At 35.1% G+C, this 19,097-nt stretch carries 19 protein-coding genes; 12 read left to right on the top strand and 7 right to left on the bottom strand.

Annotated elements, in window-relative coordinates; translation table 11 throughout:
* Nucleotides 1-108 precede the first annotated feature (108 nt).
* Nucleotides 109-1,479, top strand: coding sequence for a dipeptidase (locus tag D7004_RS01500; protein WP_123204103.1), 1,371 nt, complete (start codon nucleotides 109-111; stop codon nucleotides 1,477-1,479).
* A 115-nt stretch (nucleotides 1,480-1,594) separates the two neighbouring features.
* On the opposite strand, the gene D7004_RS01495 is transcribed toward D7004_RS01500, so the two are convergent.
* A complete protein-coding gene (locus D7004_RS01495; RefSeq protein WP_123204102.1) occupies nucleotides 1,595-2,329 on the bottom strand; it encodes a pirin family protein in 735 nt (244 codons plus the stop codon).
* A gap of 76 nt (nucleotides 2,330-2,405) precedes the next feature.
* On the bottom strand, nucleotides 2,406-3,080 hold the full coding sequence (locus D7004_RS01490; RefSeq protein ID WP_123204101.1) for an isochorismatase family protein: 675 nt from the start codon (nucleotides 3,078-3,080) through the stop codon (nucleotides 2,406-2,408).
* Between the two features lie 122 nt (nucleotides 3,081-3,202).
* Between D7004_RS01490 and D7004_RS01485 the strand changes: the two genes are divergently transcribed.
* Both D7004_RS01485 and D7004_RS01480 read left to right on the top strand, forming a co-directional pair.
* Complete coding sequence (locus D7004_RS01485) at nucleotides 3,203-3,544, top strand: winged helix-turn-helix transcriptional regulator (RefSeq protein WP_123204100.1); 342 nt, start codon at nucleotides 3,203-3,205, stop codon at nucleotides 3,542-3,544.
* 144 nt (nucleotides 3,545-3,688) lie between these two features.
* Nucleotides 3,689-4,669, top strand: coding sequence for a glycoside hydrolase family 43 protein (locus tag D7004_RS01480; protein WP_123204099.1), 981 nt, complete (start codon nucleotides 3,689-3,691; stop codon nucleotides 4,667-4,669).
* A gap of 6 nt (nucleotides 4,670-4,675) precedes the next feature.
* Here the strand turns inward: D7004_RS01480 and D7004_RS01475 are convergent, their stop codons facing one another.
* Nucleotides 4,676-5,902, bottom strand: a complete 1,227-nt coding sequence (locus D7004_RS01475) for an MFS transporter (protein ID WP_123204098.1) — start codon at nucleotides 5,900-5,902, stop codon at nucleotides 4,676-4,678.
* 129 nt (nucleotides 5,903-6,031) lie between these two features.
* Here D7004_RS01475 and D7004_RS01470 point away from each other — a divergent pair, with 129 nt between their 5' ends.
* Nucleotides 6,032-6,883: a glycoside hydrolase family 25 protein gene (locus D7004_RS01470; RefSeq protein ID WP_123204097.1), complete on the top strand. Its 852-nt coding sequence runs from the start codon at nucleotides 6,032-6,034 to the stop codon at nucleotides 6,881-6,883.
* Nucleotides 6,884-6,996: 113 nt separating this feature from the next.
* On the opposite strand, the gene D7004_RS01465 is transcribed toward D7004_RS01470, so the two are convergent.
* Complete coding sequence (locus tag D7004_RS01465) at nucleotides 6,997-8,094, bottom strand: mandelate racemase/muconate lactonizing enzyme family protein (RefSeq protein ID WP_123204096.1); 1,098 nt, start codon at nucleotides 8,092-8,094, stop codon at nucleotides 6,997-6,999.
* Nucleotides 8,091-9,080 (bottom strand): PDDEXK nuclease domain-containing protein, encoded by a 990-nt coding sequence (locus tag D7004_RS01460; RefSeq protein WP_123204095.1) that lies wholly within the window; start codon nucleotides 9,078-9,080, stop codon nucleotides 8,091-8,093. The genes D7004_RS01465 and D7004_RS01460 overlap by 4 nt, the downstream gene beginning before the upstream one ends.
* A gap of 111 nt (nucleotides 9,081-9,191) precedes the next feature.
* Here D7004_RS01460 and D7004_RS01455 point away from each other — a divergent pair, with 111 nt between their 5' ends.
* The 8 genes from D7004_RS01455 (at nucleotide 9,192) to D7004_RS01420 (ending at nucleotide 17,138) form a co-directional block, all read left to right on the top strand.
* A complete protein-coding gene (locus D7004_RS01455) occupies nucleotides 9,192-11,213 on the top strand; it encodes a thioredoxin domain-containing protein (protein WP_123204094.1) in 2,022 nt (673 codons plus the stop codon).
* Between the two features lie 328 nt (nucleotides 11,214-11,541).
* A complete protein-coding gene (locus tag D7004_RS01450; protein ID WP_123204093.1) occupies nucleotides 11,542-12,828 on the top strand; it encodes a hypothetical protein in 1,287 nt (428 codons plus the stop codon).
* A gap of 65 nt (nucleotides 12,829-12,893) precedes the next feature.
* Nucleotides 12,894-13,463 (top strand): Crp/Fnr family transcriptional regulator, encoded by a 570-nt coding sequence (locus D7004_RS01445; RefSeq protein WP_123204092.1) that lies wholly within the window; start codon nucleotides 12,894-12,896, stop codon nucleotides 13,461-13,463.
* A gap of 79 nt (nucleotides 13,464-13,542) precedes the next feature.
* A complete protein-coding gene (locus D7004_RS01440; protein WP_123204091.1) occupies nucleotides 13,543-13,896 on the top strand; it encodes a YciI family protein in 354 nt (117 codons plus the stop codon).
* Nucleotides 13,897-13,907: 11 nt separating this feature from the next.
* A complete protein-coding gene (locus D7004_RS01435) occupies nucleotides 13,908-14,324 on the top strand; it encodes a hypothetical protein (RefSeq protein ID WP_123204090.1) in 417 nt (138 codons plus the stop codon).
* Nucleotides 14,325-14,523: 199 nt separating this feature from the next.
* Nucleotides 14,524-15,567, top strand: coding sequence for a ligand-binding sensor domain-containing protein (locus D7004_RS01430; protein WP_167459369.1), 1,044 nt, complete (start codon nucleotides 14,524-14,526; stop codon nucleotides 15,565-15,567).
* Nucleotides 15,568-15,699: 132 nt separating this feature from the next.
* Nucleotides 15,700-16,020: a TfoX/Sxy family protein gene (locus D7004_RS01425; RefSeq protein ID WP_123204088.1), complete on the top strand. Its 321-nt coding sequence runs from the start codon at nucleotides 15,700-15,702 to the stop codon at nucleotides 16,018-16,020.
* Between the two features lie 611 nt (nucleotides 16,021-16,631).
* The gene (locus D7004_RS01420; RefSeq protein ID WP_123204087.1) at nucleotides 16,632-17,138 is read left to right on the top strand and encodes an FKBP-type peptidyl-prolyl cis-trans isomerase; all 507 of its coding nucleotides are present in this window, start codon (nucleotides 16,632-16,634) and stop codon (nucleotides 17,136-17,138) included.
* A gap of 83 nt (nucleotides 17,139-17,221) precedes the next feature.
* Here D7004_RS01420 and D7004_RS01415 read toward each other — a convergent pair whose 3' ends face one another.
* On the bottom strand, nucleotides 17,222-18,502 hold the full coding sequence (locus tag D7004_RS01415; RefSeq protein WP_148042734.1) for a hypothetical protein: 1,281 nt from the start codon (nucleotides 18,500-18,502) through the stop codon (nucleotides 17,222-17,224).
* Nucleotides 18,495-19,007: an RNA polymerase sigma factor gene (locus D7004_RS01410; RefSeq protein ID WP_167459368.1), complete on the bottom strand. Its 513-nt coding sequence runs from the start codon at nucleotides 19,005-19,007 to the stop codon at nucleotides 18,495-18,497. The genes D7004_RS01415 and D7004_RS01410 overlap by 8 nt, the downstream gene beginning before the upstream one ends.
* Nucleotides 19,008-19,097 lie beyond the last annotated feature (90 nt).

Here is a 19,097-nt window from a genome sequence, read left to right as displayed (position 1 = left end):
TTTATACTAAAATTTTAGCGTTGTGGTGCTTGTTAAAAGTTTCATTTCTAAATCTAATTTTGAAGGCTTTTACACTAAAATCATATATTTGCCCAAATTCATTTTGTTATGCAAGAGATTAAAAATTATGTAGAAACACACAAGCAACGTTTTTTAGATGAGTTGTTTGAGTTATTACGTTTTCCATCGGTAAGTGCCGACCCAAAATATAAGGCTGATGTGCTAAAAACGGCTGATTATGTAGCACAGAAATTAAAAGATGCTGGCGCTGATAAAGTTGAAATCTGCGAAACTGCAGGATATCCAATTGTTTATGGCGAAAAAATTATCGATGCATCTTTGCCAACTGTTTTAATTTATGGCCATTACGATGTACAACCTGCCGACCCCTTAGAACTTTGGCATACACCACCTTTTGAACCAACTGTTCGCGATGGTAAAATCTATGCTCGAGGCGCATGCGACGATAAAGGCCAGTTTTATATGCATGTTAAAGCATTTGACCTAATGATGGAGACAAATACTTTAGCTTGTAACGTAAAGTTTATGATAGAAGGTGAGGAGGAAGTTGGTTCTGCAAATCTTGGTATTTTTGTAAAGGCAAATGCCGAACGTTTGAAAGCTGATGTTGTTTTGATTTCTGATACATCGATGATTAGCATGGAAAACCCATCAATAGAAACGGGTTTACGTGGTTTAGCTTACATGGAAGTAGAGGTTGTTGGTCCTAACCGCGATTTACACTCTGGTGTTTATGGTGGTGCAGTAGCAAATCCGGCTACAATTCTTTGCAAAATGATTGCTTCCCTTCACGATGAAAATAACCACATTACTATTCCTGCATTTTACGATAAGGTTGTTGAATTAACGGATGAAGAAAAAACCGCATTAAATTCGGCGCCTTACGATGAAAATGAATACAAAACGGATTTAGATATTGAAGAAGTTTGGGGCGAAAAAGGTTATTCTACATTAGAGCGTACTGGCACACGCCCAACTCTAGAAGTGAATGGGATTTGGAGTGGTTACATTGGTGAAGGTGCAAAAACGGTTTTACCAAGCAAAGCCAATGCGAAAATATCTATGCGCTTGGTTCCAAATCAAAGCTCAGAAGAAATCGCTGAAATTTTTACAAAGCACTTCGAAAGTATTGCACCTAAAAATGTAAAAGTAAAAGTTACGCCGCATCATGGAGGCGAGCCGGTAGTTACTCCAACAGATAGCGTTGCCTACAAAGCCGCTGAAAAAGCTATAGAAGATAGTTTTGGTAAAAAAGCAATCCCAACTCGGGGCGGTGGTAGTATCCCTATTGTTGCTTTATTTGAAGATGTTTTGGGGATTAAATCAGTACTTTTTGGGTTTGGTTTAGATAGTGATGCATTGCATTCACCAAATGAGAAATATGATATCTACAACTATTATAAAGGTATTGAAACACTGCCTCTATTTCATAAATACTACGCAGAGTTAAGTAAATAATTCTGATCAGCACATTATTCTTATCATTAAATCCTGGCTATTTAGCCGGGATTTTTTATTAAAATTGAGCGGTGTTATGCTATAGCTCTTTACAATTCGCTATAGCCCTTTTCACCTATGCTGTCCAGATTGGGCTATAGTTGAGCACAGTAGGCGTTTGTATATAAAAAAGTTGCCCTACAAAATCTATCTCAAGTTGCTGTGTGTTAGAAATTCTTATGGCATCATCTTTTTTAACTCGTTGTTTATTAACTAATCCAGTACCATCTAGAACATAAAATGTGTAACTAGAAGTTTCATCTAATGGCAAGCTGATTTTGGTTGTGCTGGCAAATGTTAATTTCTTGATGGTCAAATTTGGAGTTATTGAAACTGCTTTACTTTGTTGGCCAATATACGTTATGGTATCAACACCATTTTCAACTGCGGTTGGAAAATGTTCGCTGTGATAATCCAAATAAGCAGGATTTTCTTTAATGGCTTTATAGAAATTTGGGTCAAACCAAATTTGAAAACTTCTGGTGCCTTTTGCAATTCTTTCTTGATGTTGAATTCCACTATTAGATTGGATAATTTGAAAATCGCCTGTTTGTAAAGGTGTCCAAACTTTTGAGGCAGTATCAAAGTGGCTAACTTTTCCCTCTAAAATAAAGGTCATTATTTCAAATCCTTCGTGTGGATGCAAACCAAATTCGCAATCGTTGGTTGCAACAGCATGGCTCCAGTAAAACAAGCTCGAATAAGGTGATATCGTTTGTGAAAAACCATTGGCAACAGGCTTGTTAACAACAAAATTACCATTGAAAATAGTTGTATTAAACTGTGCTGATTTATCTATTATTTGTATCATGTCTTCAAATTTTATTTTAAGACAAAACAGCCTTGCTTTTATAACAAGACTGTTTTGAAATTCATATGAAATTGCTCTATTTTCCTAATTTAGAAACCACTTCCTGCAAGTTAATTTGCATAACTTTTTGTCCATCTGCTGTGCTAAAATCTTGGAACAGTTCTGTAACAGTTGCATTTGCTGATAATACTTTTGCACCAATTTGTCTAAAATAATCGAAAGAAGTTTCGTCAGCCAGTTTACTCATACTTCCGCTTGCATCGGCAACTACAATAACATTATAGCCTAATTCTAGGGCAGATGTTACAGTGTGCAACAAACATATATCTGTTGTTAACCCACAAATAATCAGGTTTTTCTTGTTTAGGTTTTTAACTGCTGTTTTAAAATTTTGATCTATAAAACAGTTTAAAGTTCCGCCTCTTTTAATTCTGTTTGCAAATTGTTTAGGTGCGGCTTGTTGTATGCCATCCCAAGTTAGGCCAATTTGCTCTTCCATAGTCGTTGTAATTAGCAAAGGCACATTAACTTCTGCGCCAACTCTTGCCAGCATTCGCAGGTTATTCTCTACATTTTTTTTGTCTTGACTATAAATCCAATCCATTGTAGAGGTTTGGTGGTCTACCAATAAGATAGCAGAATTTTGTGGTGTAAATTGTTCCATTTTCTTTGAGTTGTTTTGTGAATAAACTTTACTTGAAATACCTATTGCCATTAGTAGCATCGCGATTTGAAGAACTTTCTTATTCATTATTTTTTTAATTCTAATTGTTAATAATGAAACAAAAGTAACTACATTTACTACCTTAAGTATAGTTGTTACCTATTGGTAACTAGTTACCTTGAAGTAAGTAATTTGGAAATCAAATAGATATGGAACATAGAGAACCAGTATGCCAGTTCAAATTAATGGCATCAAGAGATGCATTGGAAGTTATACAAGGCAAATGGCGCATTCCAATTATAATTTCTTTAACCTATGGGCGCAAACGTTTTGGCGAAATTCAGAGAGATATTGCGGATATTTCTCCGAAAATGTTATCGCAAGAATTAAAGTCGTTGGAAGTGAATAAGATAATTACGCGTACTTTATTTGATAGTATGCCCGTAACTGTTGAGTATTCGCTAACACCTTTGGGTATGTCAACCAAGAAGTTATTAGATGAACTTCTAGATTGGGGCATTCATTTTCGTAAAGAAGTTGTTGGAAATTAAATACGGGATTTTGCAATAAGTGAGGCATTACATCCATAATCTATAGCATTTTCTATAATGGTTAATCATGCTACTACTTAACCTGCTTTTAAAAACTATGACAACGAAGTTTCTTAACTTCATATTTTTTTATACATTGTACCCATGAAATACATCATCTCTTCACTTTTACTTTTTGCTGGAATCACTTCTTTTGCTCAAAGTACTAAAACGATTAATCAGTCTGGAAACCCGTTATTTCCGGGTTGGTACGCAGACCCGGAAGCTGCGGTTTTCAATAACAAATATTGGATTTATCCAACGTATTCAGCAAAGTATAAAGAGCAGGTTTTTCTTGATGCCTTCTCATCTGATGATTTAACCAATTGGAAAAAGCATGAACATATATTGGATACTGCAGCAATTAAATGGGCAAATAAAGCCATGTGGGCTCCGGCAATTGTAGAAAAAGATAAAAAATATTATCTGTTCTTTGGCGCAAATGACATTCAAAGCGATAATGAGGTCGGTGGAATTGGTGTTGCAGTTTCTGATAAGCCTGAAGGTCCTTTTAAAGATCATTTAGGAAAGCCATTGGTTGATAAATTTCACAATGGTGCACAACCGATAGATCAGTTTGTGTTTAAAGATAAGGATGGGCAGTATTATTTAATTTATGGCGGATGGCGTCATTGCAACATTGCTAAACTGAACAAAGATTTTACGGGTTTCGATCCATTTGATGATGGAACAATATTTAAAGAAATAACGCCAGATAAATATGTGGAAGGTCCGTACATGTTTATAAGAAACGGAAAATATTACTTCATGTGGAGTGAAGGCGGCTGGACTGGTCCTGATTATTCTGTAGCTTATGCCGTTGGCGATTCTCCATTCGGACCTTTTAAAAGGGTAGATAAAATATTGAAACAAGATCCAACTATGGCAACAGGAGCGGGGCATCATTCGATAATTATCAATCAGAAAAAAAATAAATATTATATTATTTATCATCGTCGCCCATTAGGCGACACAAATGGAAACCACAGAGAAACCTGTATTGAAGAAATGAATTTTGATGCTCAGGGAAACATTCTTCCTGTAAAAATTACAAAAGAAGGTGTAAAAGCTCAAAAAGTTAAATAAATGAATTTAGTTAGCCTGCAGAACTGATGCTTGCTTTTTGCCATTCATGATGCTGAATCCGTATGCACATAAAACAAGCATACAGGCTAAACCAAACCAAAGCCAATTGTAGCCGAAGTGTTTGGCGATAAAAAAACCTGCAAACGGTCCGATAACTTGTGCAAAAGACCAGCTTAGCGTATATCCGGCAGCGTACAAGCCTCGGTTATGTTCGTTGCTACGGCTTATAACAATTGTATTTATAAATGGTAAGGCAAACATTTCTCCACCGGTAAATATGATTATGGTTAGTATTGCTGCAGCCAGATGAAAACTTACCGGGGCACTTAAAATTAAGTAAGAAACAGCGAAAAGAATAGAACCGATAATGATAAAATAAAGCGGTGAACGTTTGTGCTCAATTTTATTTATCATAATCATTTCAAAAAGTGCAATGATGCCTCCGTTTAGGCCAATAATAATACCAATTGCAAATTCATCTATATGCCATTGCTCTTTAAAAAATACCGGAACAACCCTAAACATTAAAAAAGCACAGGTTATAAATATGGTTGTTAGTAAAATGAATTTAACATAAAAAGGATCTTGCCAGGGCTTTAAAATCGTTAGCTTATTAGCATTTTCTTTTGCCTGCTTTATAAAATTTTTAACTTTTGGCAAGAAGGATAGAATTAATAAACCAACTATAATACTAACACCGCCTTCTACAATAAATAATAGTTTATAATTGATAGATGCTATTATTCCGGCTAAGCTTATACCAACCGACCAGCCTATATTTACCGCCAGCCTATTTAAGGAGTAAGAACGCGTAATGGTATCAGCCGCTGCATAATGGGCCACCGCAGTAAAATTTGCAGGTCGAAATGCTTCTGAAAAAAAGCTGATTACCACTGCTAAAATGCATAAAGTAGAAAAGGTAGTTATAGCAGAAAATAAAATGAAAAGTAAGCCGCCAATTATAGATGAAAATATTTGAACCGGTCGGAAACCAATAATATCTGTTAACTTTCCGCCTGTGGCAGAACCCAAAATAGAGCCAACACCAAACAATGTGATGATTAAACCAGCATCCATTTCGGAGCGGTGCAAGCTTTGCGTAACATACAAGCCCATAAAAGGAACAGCCATGCTACCGCACCGATTAAACATCATTACAATACTCAAAAGCCAGGTTTCTCTGCTTAATCCACTAAAAGAAGTTTTATAGGTATTGTAAACCAGCTTGAACATATATTTATTTGCTTGGCGAAATTACCAAAAACCTAAATAAATAATTAGCTTTTGCATGTATAAAAACTAATTATTTTGGACGATTAAACATTCAATATTTTTATCAAATTTGTAGTCGAATTAAAGCGAATGCCTCCAATAAAAAGAAAACCTGTAGTACGAAAAACGGCACCGAAGAAGAAGAAATCCAAACCAATTTCTACACAATGGAAGGTTGCTATTGCTGGTTTGCTGTTGATTTTATTATCTCCATTTTATTACGGTTATATTGTAAAAGGTTTTGTTGGAACCTGGAGATGGATAAAAGATTGGGGGCAAGACCCTAATTATAGAACCTACGAAAGCTTTAATATCAAAATCCCAAAGAATTATTCAATCCACGGAATTGATGTGTCTTATTATCAGGGCAAGATTAACTGGCAGAAAGTAAAATCGATGAAAGATGATGATGTTAGCATTCGCTTCGCATTTATCAAAGCAACAGAAGGTATTTTACAAGTCGACCCTTACTTTCAGCGTAACTGGCGTGAAGCACCGAAAGTAGGTATTATTTGTGGAGCTTACCATTTCTTCAGACCAAAACGTGATGGTAAAGCCCAGGCTAAGTTTTTTCTTCAGGTTGTTAATATCGAAAAAGGAGATTTACCACCGGTTGTTGATATTGAAAGTTTGGATGGTGTTTCACCTTTAAAGATGAGGGCTGAACTATCTGATTTCCTGAATTATGTTGAAATGAAAACCAAAGTAAGACCTATTATTTACACCGGATTAAAGTTTTATGAGGATTACCTTGAAGATAATTTTGATGAATATCCTCTTTGGATTGCGCATTATTATCAACCTAAGTTGCGTTTAGACAAAAGTAAATGGAAATTCTGGCAGCACTCGGATAAAGCCAAAATCAATGGCATTGGTCATGTAGTGGATTTTAATGCTTTTAATGGTGATAGTACTGATCTTGCAAGAATGCTCGTTCGGTAAAGTCGTTAGTTCATTGGTTCACTGGTCATTATTCATTAGTTGAAAATCTGGCTTTTGGACCATGTAGTTGTTTGCGCCTAAACTAATTTCCTAATGAACCAATGACTAATGAACTATACCGTCCAACTTTCGCATTGCTCTAAGAAAAATTCATCCGCTTCTGCGCCAATACCTGGTGTTTCTGGAACATCTAAAAAATAGCCGTTATAAGTCAATCCGTCAACTACTGGGTCAACCAAATGGCCAAGTAGGGCGGTGTCTAAGTCAAAAAATACAACATTAGGGCTTGCTAACGCAAAATGAAGGTTTGCACTTAAGGCAATCCGACTTTCGAGCATACTTCCAATCATGCACTTAACACCAGTTTGTAAAGCTTCTTCATGAATTTTCTGCGATTCTAAAATCCCTCCCGATTTTGAAAACTTGATGTTTAGGTAGGTTGTAGATTGGCTGTTAATTAACTTTCGTGCATCATGGTGATTGTAGCAACTTTCATCGGCCATTAATTTAATTGGTGAATTGATATTTAATTCTGGTAATTTATCATCGTACCAGGTACGCATTGGTTGTTCGCAAAATTCGATATTGTATTTTTCCAGTTCACCCAGAGCAAATAAGGCATCATCAAAACTCCAGCCCTGGTTGGCATCTAAGCGTAAAATCATTTCATCACCAACAGCTTCGCGAATCTTTTTTACCCTCTCAATATCATCATTAATATCTTTTCCCAATTTAATTTTTAAAATCCTGCACCCTTTGCTTTGATATTTTAAGGCAGTCGCAGCCATTCCATCTGGAGAATCAATACCAATCGTCATATCAGTTTCTATGCTTCTTTTAGTGCCACCTAGAAATTTGTATAGCGGCAAACCTGCGTCTTTGGCGGCAATATCAAATAAGGCCATATCAAAAGCACTCTTTATGGTATTGTTATGGTCTGCGTAACCCAATAAATCGCTCATCCGTTCAGGAATATCTAAGGGATTTTTACCCTTTAAAATCGCGGAAAAATCTTTCGCCATTGCAATGCAGGTTTCCTGGGTTTCGCCAACAATCATCGGGAAAGCAGAACATTCACCGATGCCATGAATACCACAATCGGTATAAATTCTAATCAGCACATTTTGTGCGAAATGCATAGTTCCGGTTGCAATAACGAATGGTTCCATCGGGATGCTGAAGCGGTATATTTCGGTATGGGTGATTTTCATAGTTTCAGATTATCTAATTCAAAACGTTGCCTATCTTGCTCAATTATTGCTTTTAATTCTTTTTCTTTTGGTAAATACAATAAATATTTGCTTGCAAATAAATGATTCTTATCGTTTAAAACGGAATACTTTACAATTGTTTCGTCTTTTTCTGTACATAGTAATAAGCCAATAGTTGGATTATCATCATCATTTCTCTTTAAATCATCATACATTCTAACGTACATATCCATTTGACCAATATCCTGATGGCTTAAGTTTGTTGTTTTAAGATCAATTATGAAGAAACATTTTAAAATATAATTATAAAATACGAGGTCGATAAAAAAATCTGAAGTGTCTGTTACAATGTGTTGCTGGCGTGCAACAAAAGCAAAACCTTTCCCAAATTCTAATAAAAATTTTTGAAGGTGTTCGATTATTGTAGATTCTAAATCTCTCTCCGTATTTTTAATATTCGGATTTAAACCAAGAAATTCAAATATATATGGGTCTTTGATGTAATCTTGAATATTAGGGTTGGGTTTAACCGACTCATTTTTAGTTAGCGATCGTTCAAATGATAAGGCATTAATTTGCCTTTGTAATTCTCTACTATTCCAATTAGATACAATTGATTCATTAATATAAAAGTTTCGTTTTTCGGCTGAATCTAATCTTGATAATAGGCGATAATGCGTCCAACTCAATTGTTGACGCAATGCGTCAACAATTGGAAAAGCTAGATAAAATTTTCGGATATTAGTAAGATTTGTATAATCAAATCCTTTTCCAAATTCTAAAGTGAGCTGTTTAGATAAATTTTTTAAAGTTTCTTTACCATAATCTGCTCTCGATTTTCCTTGCAGTTCATCTTCTACGATCAGCTTTCCGATTTGCCAGTAAGATTCCAGTAAAGCCGAATTTGCGGCACGGAAAACCCTCAAGCGAGATTGAATAATAATCTCTTTTATTGCTGAAAATAAATTATTTTGAGTCAATTCCATATCAATTTGGGCCTTTCGGATTTAAGAACTAAAGTATAAAAACAAAACTAAAACCGAACAGGTTTGTAGATAATTAATAGCTTTATATCTTAATCTTCACACCAATAGCTCATGTTAAATACCCATTCAGAACCCAACAGTTTAATCAATGCTTCATCGCCATATTTATTGCAACATGCATATAATCCTGTTCATTGGTACGAATGGGGAACCGAAGCATTAGAAAAAGCTAAAACTGAAAATAAATTAATTTTAGTGAGTATAGGTTATTCTGCCTGCCATTGGTGTCATGTTATGGAACGCGAATGTTTCGAAAACCATGAAGTTGCTGAAGTGATGAATCAACATTTTATCTGTATAAAAGTAGATAGGGAAGAACGCCCCGACATCGACCAGATTTATATGTATGCCATACAGTTAATGACAGGGAGTGGCGGATGGCCACTAAATTGTATTTGTTTGCCAGATCAGCGTCCAATTTATGGCGGAACTTATTTTAGGAAAGATGATTGGATAAACATACTTGAAAACGTAGCGGCTTTATGGCGTAATGAGCCAGAAAAAGCAATTCAATATGCAGAGCGATTAACATCTGGAATAAATGATAGTGAAAAAATAGTTGCGGTAGATATTCAGGAAGCCTACACTGAAGCACATTTAACAGAAATTATTGAACCTTGGAAACGCCATTTTGATATCACTTATGGTGGCTATAACCGGGCACCTAAATTTCCTTTGCCAAATAATTGGATGTTTCTACTGCGATACGGTTTTTTAAAAGATGATGAATCGGCTTTTACGGCTGTTTGTCACACTTTAGAAGAAATGAGCAGAGGCGGAATTTACGATCAGATTGGTGGAGGTTTCGCCAGATATTCTGTAGATGATAAATGGCATGTTCCACATTTTGAGAAGATGCTTTATGATAATGCGCAGCTGGTAAGCTTGTATGCAGAAGCCTATCAATGCACAAAATTCGATTCTTTTAAACGAACTGTTACAGAAACTATTGATTGGGTTTTTAGGGAAATGACATCAGCAGACGGCTTGTTTTATGCTGCTTTGGATGCTGATAGCGAAGGTGTTGAAGGAAAGTTTTACGTATGGGATAAAACTGAATTTGATGAAATAATGGGTAATGATGCGAAAATAATCGGTGAATACTATAACATTACCGAAGATGGAAATTGGGAGGAGGAGCAAACCAATATCTTGCGTAAAACCATACTGGATGATGATTTAATTGCTAAACATGGAATAGATGCTGAAGCTCTTTACGATAAAGTAAAAGCTGCGAAGGCTAAATTACTTGAGGTTAGAAGCAAAAGAATCAGACCAGGTTTAGATGATAAATGTTTGACGGCCTGGAATGGAATGATGATTAAGGCTTTGGCTGATGCGGCAACCGTTTTGAACCATGATTTATATTATGAAAAAGCCGCAGAAGCAGCAAAATTTATTTTAGCTAATTTAAAAACAAAACAAGGCGGATTATACCGAAATTATAAAAATGGAAAGGCCTCTATTATCGGTTTCTTGGATGATTATGCTTTTTTAATTGATGCTCTAATTGCCTTATATGAATATGATTTTGATGAAAAGTGGCTAAATGAGGCAAAAGCCCTTAGCGATTATGTACTAGAAAACTTTTCGGATACAGATTCGCCAATGTTTTTTTATACCTCAGCAGAAAGTGAAAGTTTAATTGCCCGTAAACACGAAGTGATGGATAATGTAATTCCGGCGGCGAATTCTGTAATGGCTCAAAACCTTAAAAAACTGGGCTTATTTTTTGATTTAGAAAACTACGGTGCAAAAGCTGCTGAAATGCTTGCTGCGGTTCATCCAAAAATAAAAACTTATGGTTCTGCTTATTCAAATTGGGCCATTCAATTGCTTAACGAAGTTTATAGCATAAACGAAATTGCCCTAACAGGTTTAGAAACTGATGTAGTTAAATTGGAATTAAGCAACCATTATATTCCAAATAAAATTACATTGGGCGGAACAGAAAGTACCTTGCCGCTGCTAAAAGGTAAGCAAAGCAATGAAACTAAAATTTACATTTGCCGAAATAAAGTATGCCAGTTGCCGGTTAAAACTGTTGAGGAGGCCTTAGGATATTTGGAATAGAAATAGATTAATGCACTGTAAATCAGTTGTATAATACAATATTTATACTTGCCATTCCTGGTGTTACCAAACCATTTAATTAATATATATCTACTTGAAATGTGCTTTTTAATTTATAGTTTAGTGTGAACTAAATTAATAACCTCATACGCTCCTACTTCTTCGAAATCGTCTTAGCTATGAGTTTTCTTTTATAATGTTTAACTATTTATAAAATGTATTCAAAATACGCGAGTAGAAGTAGCGACTGTAAGCATTTTACTATGGCATTTGATTTTTTAAGTCGAGTGTATTCAATAGTTAGCGGCAACTAGTGACAGACCCTGAAATGGCAGAACATAAACTAGAATTTGGACTTCGAATCATCGACAAGTTATTTAGACTTGGAGAAATTTTGTGGTATCATTCCGAAAAAGAATACCCGGTTGACAAAGACAACAAGTCCGCAGTTGATGTAGCTTGGCTTTATGAGGTAGGTCAGAAGTATCCGCTTTTTATTTTTGAAATTGAAAGTGCAACGACAAACTCCATAGTTGCTAATCCGAGTAAAATATTTGGAGAATCAAATCAGAAATTTGAAAAACCACTTTTTCTTTTATTATTGAAAGGCGGAGACTGGTCTGGTAAAATCTCTCAACTTGAAAACCTATTTGGCAGCCACAATTATAGAATTTACCGATTTAGCTTAGACGAAGAACTCAACTTAATTCTGGATATTTTAACACAACATCGTAGACTCACAAATTCTTTGAATATTTTTGAATTAATTAGTGAACTGTTAGACAATTGGAAACTATTAGATATTAATAAAATACTTCTTCATATCGAAGACTTGGGATTTGAAAAAGATAAAGGAACAATATTGCCCTCATATGCTTTGCTCACCAGAAAGTATTCAGCTATCAAACCTCATTTCATAAGACTACTAAAACTCAAAATAGAAAAACCTAAAGGATTATTTGAAGGTGAATCATATGATACTTACTTAGGAAACGAATGGGAAATTCCTATTCATCTAGGTATTCTTTCAGCTTTTGCAGACGACAAATTAGAGGATAAATACTTTGACGACTTTATGAACTGGCAAGAAAAATCTTATTACATAAAGCAAATTGGTGCAAATTATGGACTTTCTAGAGATTATGACCTATTCATCCTTGGAATGGCGGGTGCAGTTTTAGGGATAACGGCTGTTCTATTTTATAAAGTTGATAAAGCGAGAGAATATATTGCCGGTGAACTATTCGATATCATCAAGAATTCTGACGGATTTAATCCAAACACAAATATTTTCAACGCACTTTGGCTATTGCACATAGCCCCAGATACTGGCAAAGGGAAAGAATATTACGAATATGCCAAAGAGTATATAAATTCTAACGGTGGGATTCCAGAAAAAATTTATACCACACCACAGACAAATTACATCGGCTTTTTGGAAGGTGACGATAATCTTGAAGATTATGGCAAACGAACTAATGTGGTGAGTTGGACAGACTTTAAGGAAAACAAATCATCTCAAAAGTTTAATGCCGACATCGTGTTTGACTTAGCAATAAATTATTTGACCGATAACGAAGACAAATGGAATCCCATTACGAACGGACAGCTATAATAGCAGCCGAAAACCGTTACGCCTAATTCTACCATCGCCCCTGCAAACATCAACGACATAAATAAATGATAGAAGTTTTAAGGAAACACATCACAACCAGACTTGGAAATGACCTTGACCATTTAGAAAAGGTGCTTTCTTCATTTAAACACATCACGACTAAACGAAACGAACAACTTTTACAGCAAGGTAATATTTGCAAAAACGTTTACTTTATTGCCAAAGGTTGTTTACATGTTTACGTTTACGATAAAGACCATAACGAAACTACAAGAGATATTGTTATTGAAGATAACTGGTGTTCAGAACTTTTAAGTTTCGGAAGCGGCAAACCTGCAACAGAGAACATTAGGACCGTTGAGCCTTGCGAGCTTTTTGCAATTGATAGACAATCATTTCAAAAAATGATGGAAACTGTTCCTCAGTTTGATAAAGTGTATAAACAAATCCTTGAAGCATCTTATGCTAACTCTGTTTATCGCATTAACACTTTTGTTTCCTTAACCGCATTAGAAAGAATAAGGTGGTTAATGGAATACCGACCGTTGCTGATGACAAGACTTTCAAGCAAACTTATTGCTTCTTATTTAGGCATCAATAAAGACGTTTTCAGTCGACTAAAAGCCAAATTGTAAAACATCGACTTTTGTCATCGCTCACAGAAATTTAATAGCTGAATTTTGCTTCATCATTCACAAATTAAATTTCAACACAATGACAGAATACTTATTATTGTTTCGCAACGCAAGTGCCGAGAATGGCTACTTGACTACTTCACAAGATATGGCCGAAGATATGCCCAAATGGCAATCCTGGATTGGTAATATCGCAATGCAAGGTAAACTGGTGCATACAGCACCCATTCGCTACGATGCTTTAATTGTAAAAAACAATGAAGTTACTGTTGGACCGCACAAAGAAACAGATAGTGTTTTAGTTTCAGGTTTTTTAATCTGTAAGTCCGACAATATAGAAGAAGTGCAAGAATGGAGCAGGACTTGCCCAATACTTAAATATCCAAACAGTTCGGTAGAAATCAGAACACTTATTCCATTTCCAACCCATTAAACTTTACTGCGATGGACAAAATTTTAAATTCAGGAAAATACATTTTTCCACTTTCGTTTTTACTGTATGTTGGTTTGCACCTTGGGAAACCAGAAGTGGGCGCCTCGTTCGTGCCGGACTATATTCCATTTCCATATTTCTGGAACTACTTCACTTTGGTTTGTATTCTGCTATTTATTGTAAGTGCTGTACTAGGCAAATACGATAAGTTAGCATATTCGCTAATGGCATTGTATGTAATACTAATGGCTATTTTGGTTCACTTGCCACGAGCAATGGGATACGAATTAGGAACACAAAATATGACCGCTGATTTAGTAAGAGAAAAAGAATTGGAAATGGTAAATTTTTTCAGAAACATAATGGTAACAGGTGCATTATTGGCTTTTGCAAAATTTGTAGCGAAAGACAAAAGTGTAATCGGTTAAATGCAAAAGCAAATCAATTTTAAGTCGGGACAATTATGTTCCGACTTTTTGTATTTTAGCATAGTTGAAAGGGAAGCGTGTAAGCCTAATCGGAGTTGCAAGAAATTGGCGGCTAAGTGATTGAATGAAGGTTTGTGTTCGATTTAAGCAGTATCACCAAGCCAAAGTCCTTATGCATCACAGAAAAAATACCATCAGAATGAGCGTAAAACAAAAATTGAAAAACATATGCTTTCTTTGCTGCACAGTTTTGATTGTCTTAATAATCTCTTGTAATAAGCAAAGCGCCATAAGATTAAAATACACAACAGGAGTTCGTTCAATTTTAGAAGATAGTAAGGGAGATATCTGGTTTGGCAGTTATAATGAAGGGGTATGTTTGCTTCATAATGGGAAGCTTCAATATTTCACAACAAAAAACGGATTAAGCGACAACCAGATAAGAAATATTTACGAAGATAAAAATGGCATAATTTGGTTTGAATGTGGAAGAGGATTGAGTACTTACAATGGTAAAGAAATGACTACTTACAAAAATCGGGATTATAGCTCAAAGCACGAATGGACGTTAAATGAAAGTGATCTTTGGTTCAAAGGCGATAAAATTGAGGGCTACAACAAACTTGAAGCGTACCCGGGCGTGTATCAATATGACGGACAAAAGCTTTCCTATCATCTGTTTCCTGTTACACCTAAACCTGGAGATGGGTTTAAATATTACATTTCAACACCTTTTGTCAAAGCTAAAAATAAAACCGTTTGGTTTGGAGCTTATGGTGCTGTAATTGGATATAATGGATCAAGTTTTAAGATACTGGATAATGAATATCTTGGCCTAAACGTAGAAACTGGTTATTTGCATGTTCGAAGTATAATGGAAGACAGGAAAGGAAATCTTTGGATTGGTAATAATGGAATGGGCGTTTTGAAATATGATGGAAAAAAGGTAATCAATTTCACCGCACAGAATAAGTTGAAAAAGGAGTTTACGAAAGGCAATTCTCTTGAAAAAGTTTTTTCGATTGGAGAAGATACTGCAGGAAATATTTGGTTTGGGACTGTAGCTTCTGGTGTGTGGAGATATGATGGTAATTCCATTAAAAATTTCAATAAAGACGATGGTGTTGAAAGTAAACACCTTTGGACGATATACAAAAGCAAACAAGGCGAATTGTGGTTTGGAGGAGCTAATCCAAGCGGTGTATATTGGTTCAACGGAAGTTCTTTCGAAAGAAAATATTAAATAAATTACGAACGCATAACATCGATTTGGGCAAAGTGCTGATTCGATTCTAAGAAAACACATTAGTGGTTAATCAAACAATAGTTGTCCGCATCAACATTAATCCATATTTCAAATTAATGTAAATTATTCATGGCATCAGAGCAGAAATTCGTAGATTTTGTCATAGACCAAATTGGTTTTTCAGAACAAGTTACCAGCAAAAAAATGTTTGGTGAGTACGGCCTATATTTTGACAACAAATTATTTGCTCTTGTTTGCGACAATAAATTATTTATTAAGCCAACTCAATCGGGAAGAGTATATATCAATGAAGTTGTTGAAGCATCACCATATCCAGGAGCAAAACCAAGTTTTTTAATTGAAGAAAAATTGGACGATAGGGAATGGCTAAGAAAATTAATAAAAATTACTGTGGATGAATTGCCAGAACCGAAGCTTAAAAAAAAATAAATCGAAAGACGGAAAGTAGATTTTACTGGAAGACACGCCAGGAAACATTAACAAAGGTTTAAAAAGTTAGGGTTGGCACGAATAATCTAAAAGTATTTTTCCAGTTTAATTTAATAACCTGAATTATATTATATTAACTGTCCATCACATTATTAATAAGTTGCTTTTTTCTAGTTTACGTCACCCGGAATTTATTTCAGGGTCTTCTTTGCAGGAAAGATGCTGAAATAAATTCAGCATGACGTGTCGTAAAAGCAATACGGCTATAAACAGCAAAATATTAGATTTAAGAATGGAACTCGAGTTAATAATAAATCCAGCTTTAGTGCTTCACTGCCAGCCGGCAGGCAGTGATTTCCACTCCATCGTCAACCCCCAAAACCGCAATTGAGCAATATTGGCGGACACACTTTTCTTCCACGTTATCAACAATATTAATTTTTATATCTAATAGCCAACAATTAAACACTTTTTTTGTTAAACTAATAATTCGGTTATCTTTGCGCCACGAGCGTTAAATCAATTAAAAGATATTTGCCGAAAATAGTTATGCCAGTTGCCGGTTAGTTCTGTTGATGAAGCATTAAAGTATTTACAATAAAACAATTTAAATGAATATTTCATCAAACTCAGTAGTTGCATTAACTTACGAATTGCACACTACTAACGAAGAAGGACAACAAGTTTTTGTTGAAAAAGCTGATGAGCAAAATCCTTTAGTATTTTTATATGGTGTTGGCATGATGTTGCCAAAATTTGAAGAGCATTTAACTGGTTTAAAAACTGGCGATGAATATAGCTTCGAATTATCTGCTGCTGATGGTTACGGAGAATTAGATCCGGGAGCATTTGCAGATTTACCAAAAAGCATGTTTACCGAAGCTGGTGGTGAAGTACCGGCAGTTGGAGATGTTATTCCATTGCAAGATAATCAAGGAAATCAGTTTAGAGCTGGTGTAACTGCAGTTCATGATGAAACGGTTGCAGTTGATTTAAACCATCCGATGGCTGGTAAAAATTTAATGTTTGCCGGAACAATTTTAAACGTTCGCGAAGCTACGCAAGATGAACTGGCTCATGGTCATGCTCACGGCGCTGACGGTCACTCTGGTCATTAATAAATTATATCTATCAGTTTTTGTACTGATAAATTGCAAAACCTTTTCGATTTTTCGGAAAGGTTTTTTTTATGTGCATTTTTCTAAAAGTCAAGCTTTAACCTTAATCCTCCGTTGGTAAGGTTTAAATTATCTTTAGAGAAATCTTTCATTGGTAACCTCAAAAACGGCTCTACGGCAATATGTTTCTTCGATGAAATTTTTTGTTTGTAACCAAGGTTAAAATTATAAAAGCCTAAATATTTTTCGGGTGCACTTGTTGCTTCACTTTGTTGCTCTGAAACTCTTTCTGTAACAACTTGCATTTTTTGCTCGGCATAACCCATTGTATTTACAACTGTAGTGTTTTGTGCCTGACTAACAATATAATTATTTTGCTGCTTATTGTTGAGAATAGCTAAAGCAGAAACGCCAATTCCAGTATAAAATTTATTGCTGAAATTATATTTTAGCTCAAGCGGAATATTAATACCACGAACACTCGCATCAACAGATTGAAGACTTCGGTTGCTGTTATTAGAACTTGCCAAAGCCATTGCAGATGGGGAATTTTGAGCTGCCCCAAAATCATTTTGTGCGGGGTTACTTGTAGAACTTAAAGCTGTGTAAGCAATTCCAGAACTAATAGAAAGTTTAGTTGCTAAATTATATGAAAGGGAAAAACCATAATTCATATTTACTTTATTATCGTTTCCTATTGCAGGCGCAACAAATATTCCAGGTTCCCATTTTGTATTTCCTTTAGTTTTTTGCGATTTGTTTGTGCTATTGGCATAACTATCTTGCGCTAAAAGTTCTTCAAAAGTAGTTTTTGATTGCGCTTTCGGCTTTTTCTCTACAACGATTTCAGTTTCATTAGTCTTCAATTTTGGAGCAATTTGTTCTATGTTTGATCTTCCAGCTAATACATTGTTAGGTGATGATTTATCAGAAACTGAAGCTATTTCTACCTCATTTGATGTGATAAATGGATTTTTATTTAAAATGATCTCATCTTTTTCTATTGGTGAAGAAACCGAATTTTGTTCGTTTTTACTGTATAATGAGTTGCGCTCTGTTTTTTGAGTTTTAGGTTGTAGTAAAGGAGTTTCTTCTACAGTTGTTAATGGTTTATTTTCTATTTCTTTATCTACTGCTTTATGTTGATTTACAACGATTTTATCTTGCTTAATTTCATTGTTTTGCAGGAAGAATATACTGCCCATAACTAAAATTATTGCTGCGGCCGACCAAAGAGGCCAATAAGCAATACCTCTTCTTTTCTTTTTTTCGGGCACGCTAAAGCGCTCCCAAGCTCCGGGAGTATATGCCTCTTCATGTGCCTGAAGATTATCTTTTATATGGTCAATTAATTCTTTATCCATTTTTCTCATACGAATTAACCTGCGTTTTTAAATACAATGTTCGCAGCTTATTTTTAGCACGGGTTAAATATACCCTGCTCGAACTTTCGGGTATGTTCATCATTTTCGAAATCTCATCGTCTGCAAAGCCTTCAATTTCGTAAAGGTTAAAAACCAGCCGATGTGTTTCAGGTAAATGATTTAACAGTTTCAGAATATCCTGAACATGTAAATCAGATGCAACTGAAACGTGGGTAACAGGATGCTCAGCTTCCGATAAATCATCAACATAAGCCTGGTTTTTTAAGGTTCTAAGTTTATCAATTGCTGTTCTCGAAGCAATTTTGGCAATCCAACCTTTAAATATTTTTTGTAAATCTGAAGCATTATTTGGCGCTTGAAAACCGTCAATACTCTTAAAAATTTTTATAAAGCTATCATTTACAAGTTCTTCTCCATCATAACTGTTGTTTACATACCTTAAAATAATACCCATTAAATAGCCATAAAATGATTTATACATCATTTCTTTGCAGCTGTTATCATTCCTTTGGCAGCCTTGTATAATTTCCTCAATACTGAGTATTTTTTTTATCAACCTTTAAGAACTTATAGA

It is taken from the genome of Pedobacter jejuensis, from assembly GCF_003725795.1.
Classification (GTDB): domain Bacteria; phylum Bacteroidota; class Bacteroidia; order Sphingobacteriales; family Sphingobacteriaceae; genus Pedobacter; species Pedobacter jejuensis.
Note: the sequence above shows the minus strand (reverse complement) of the source record. Positions and strands in the feature narration are given on the sequence as shown.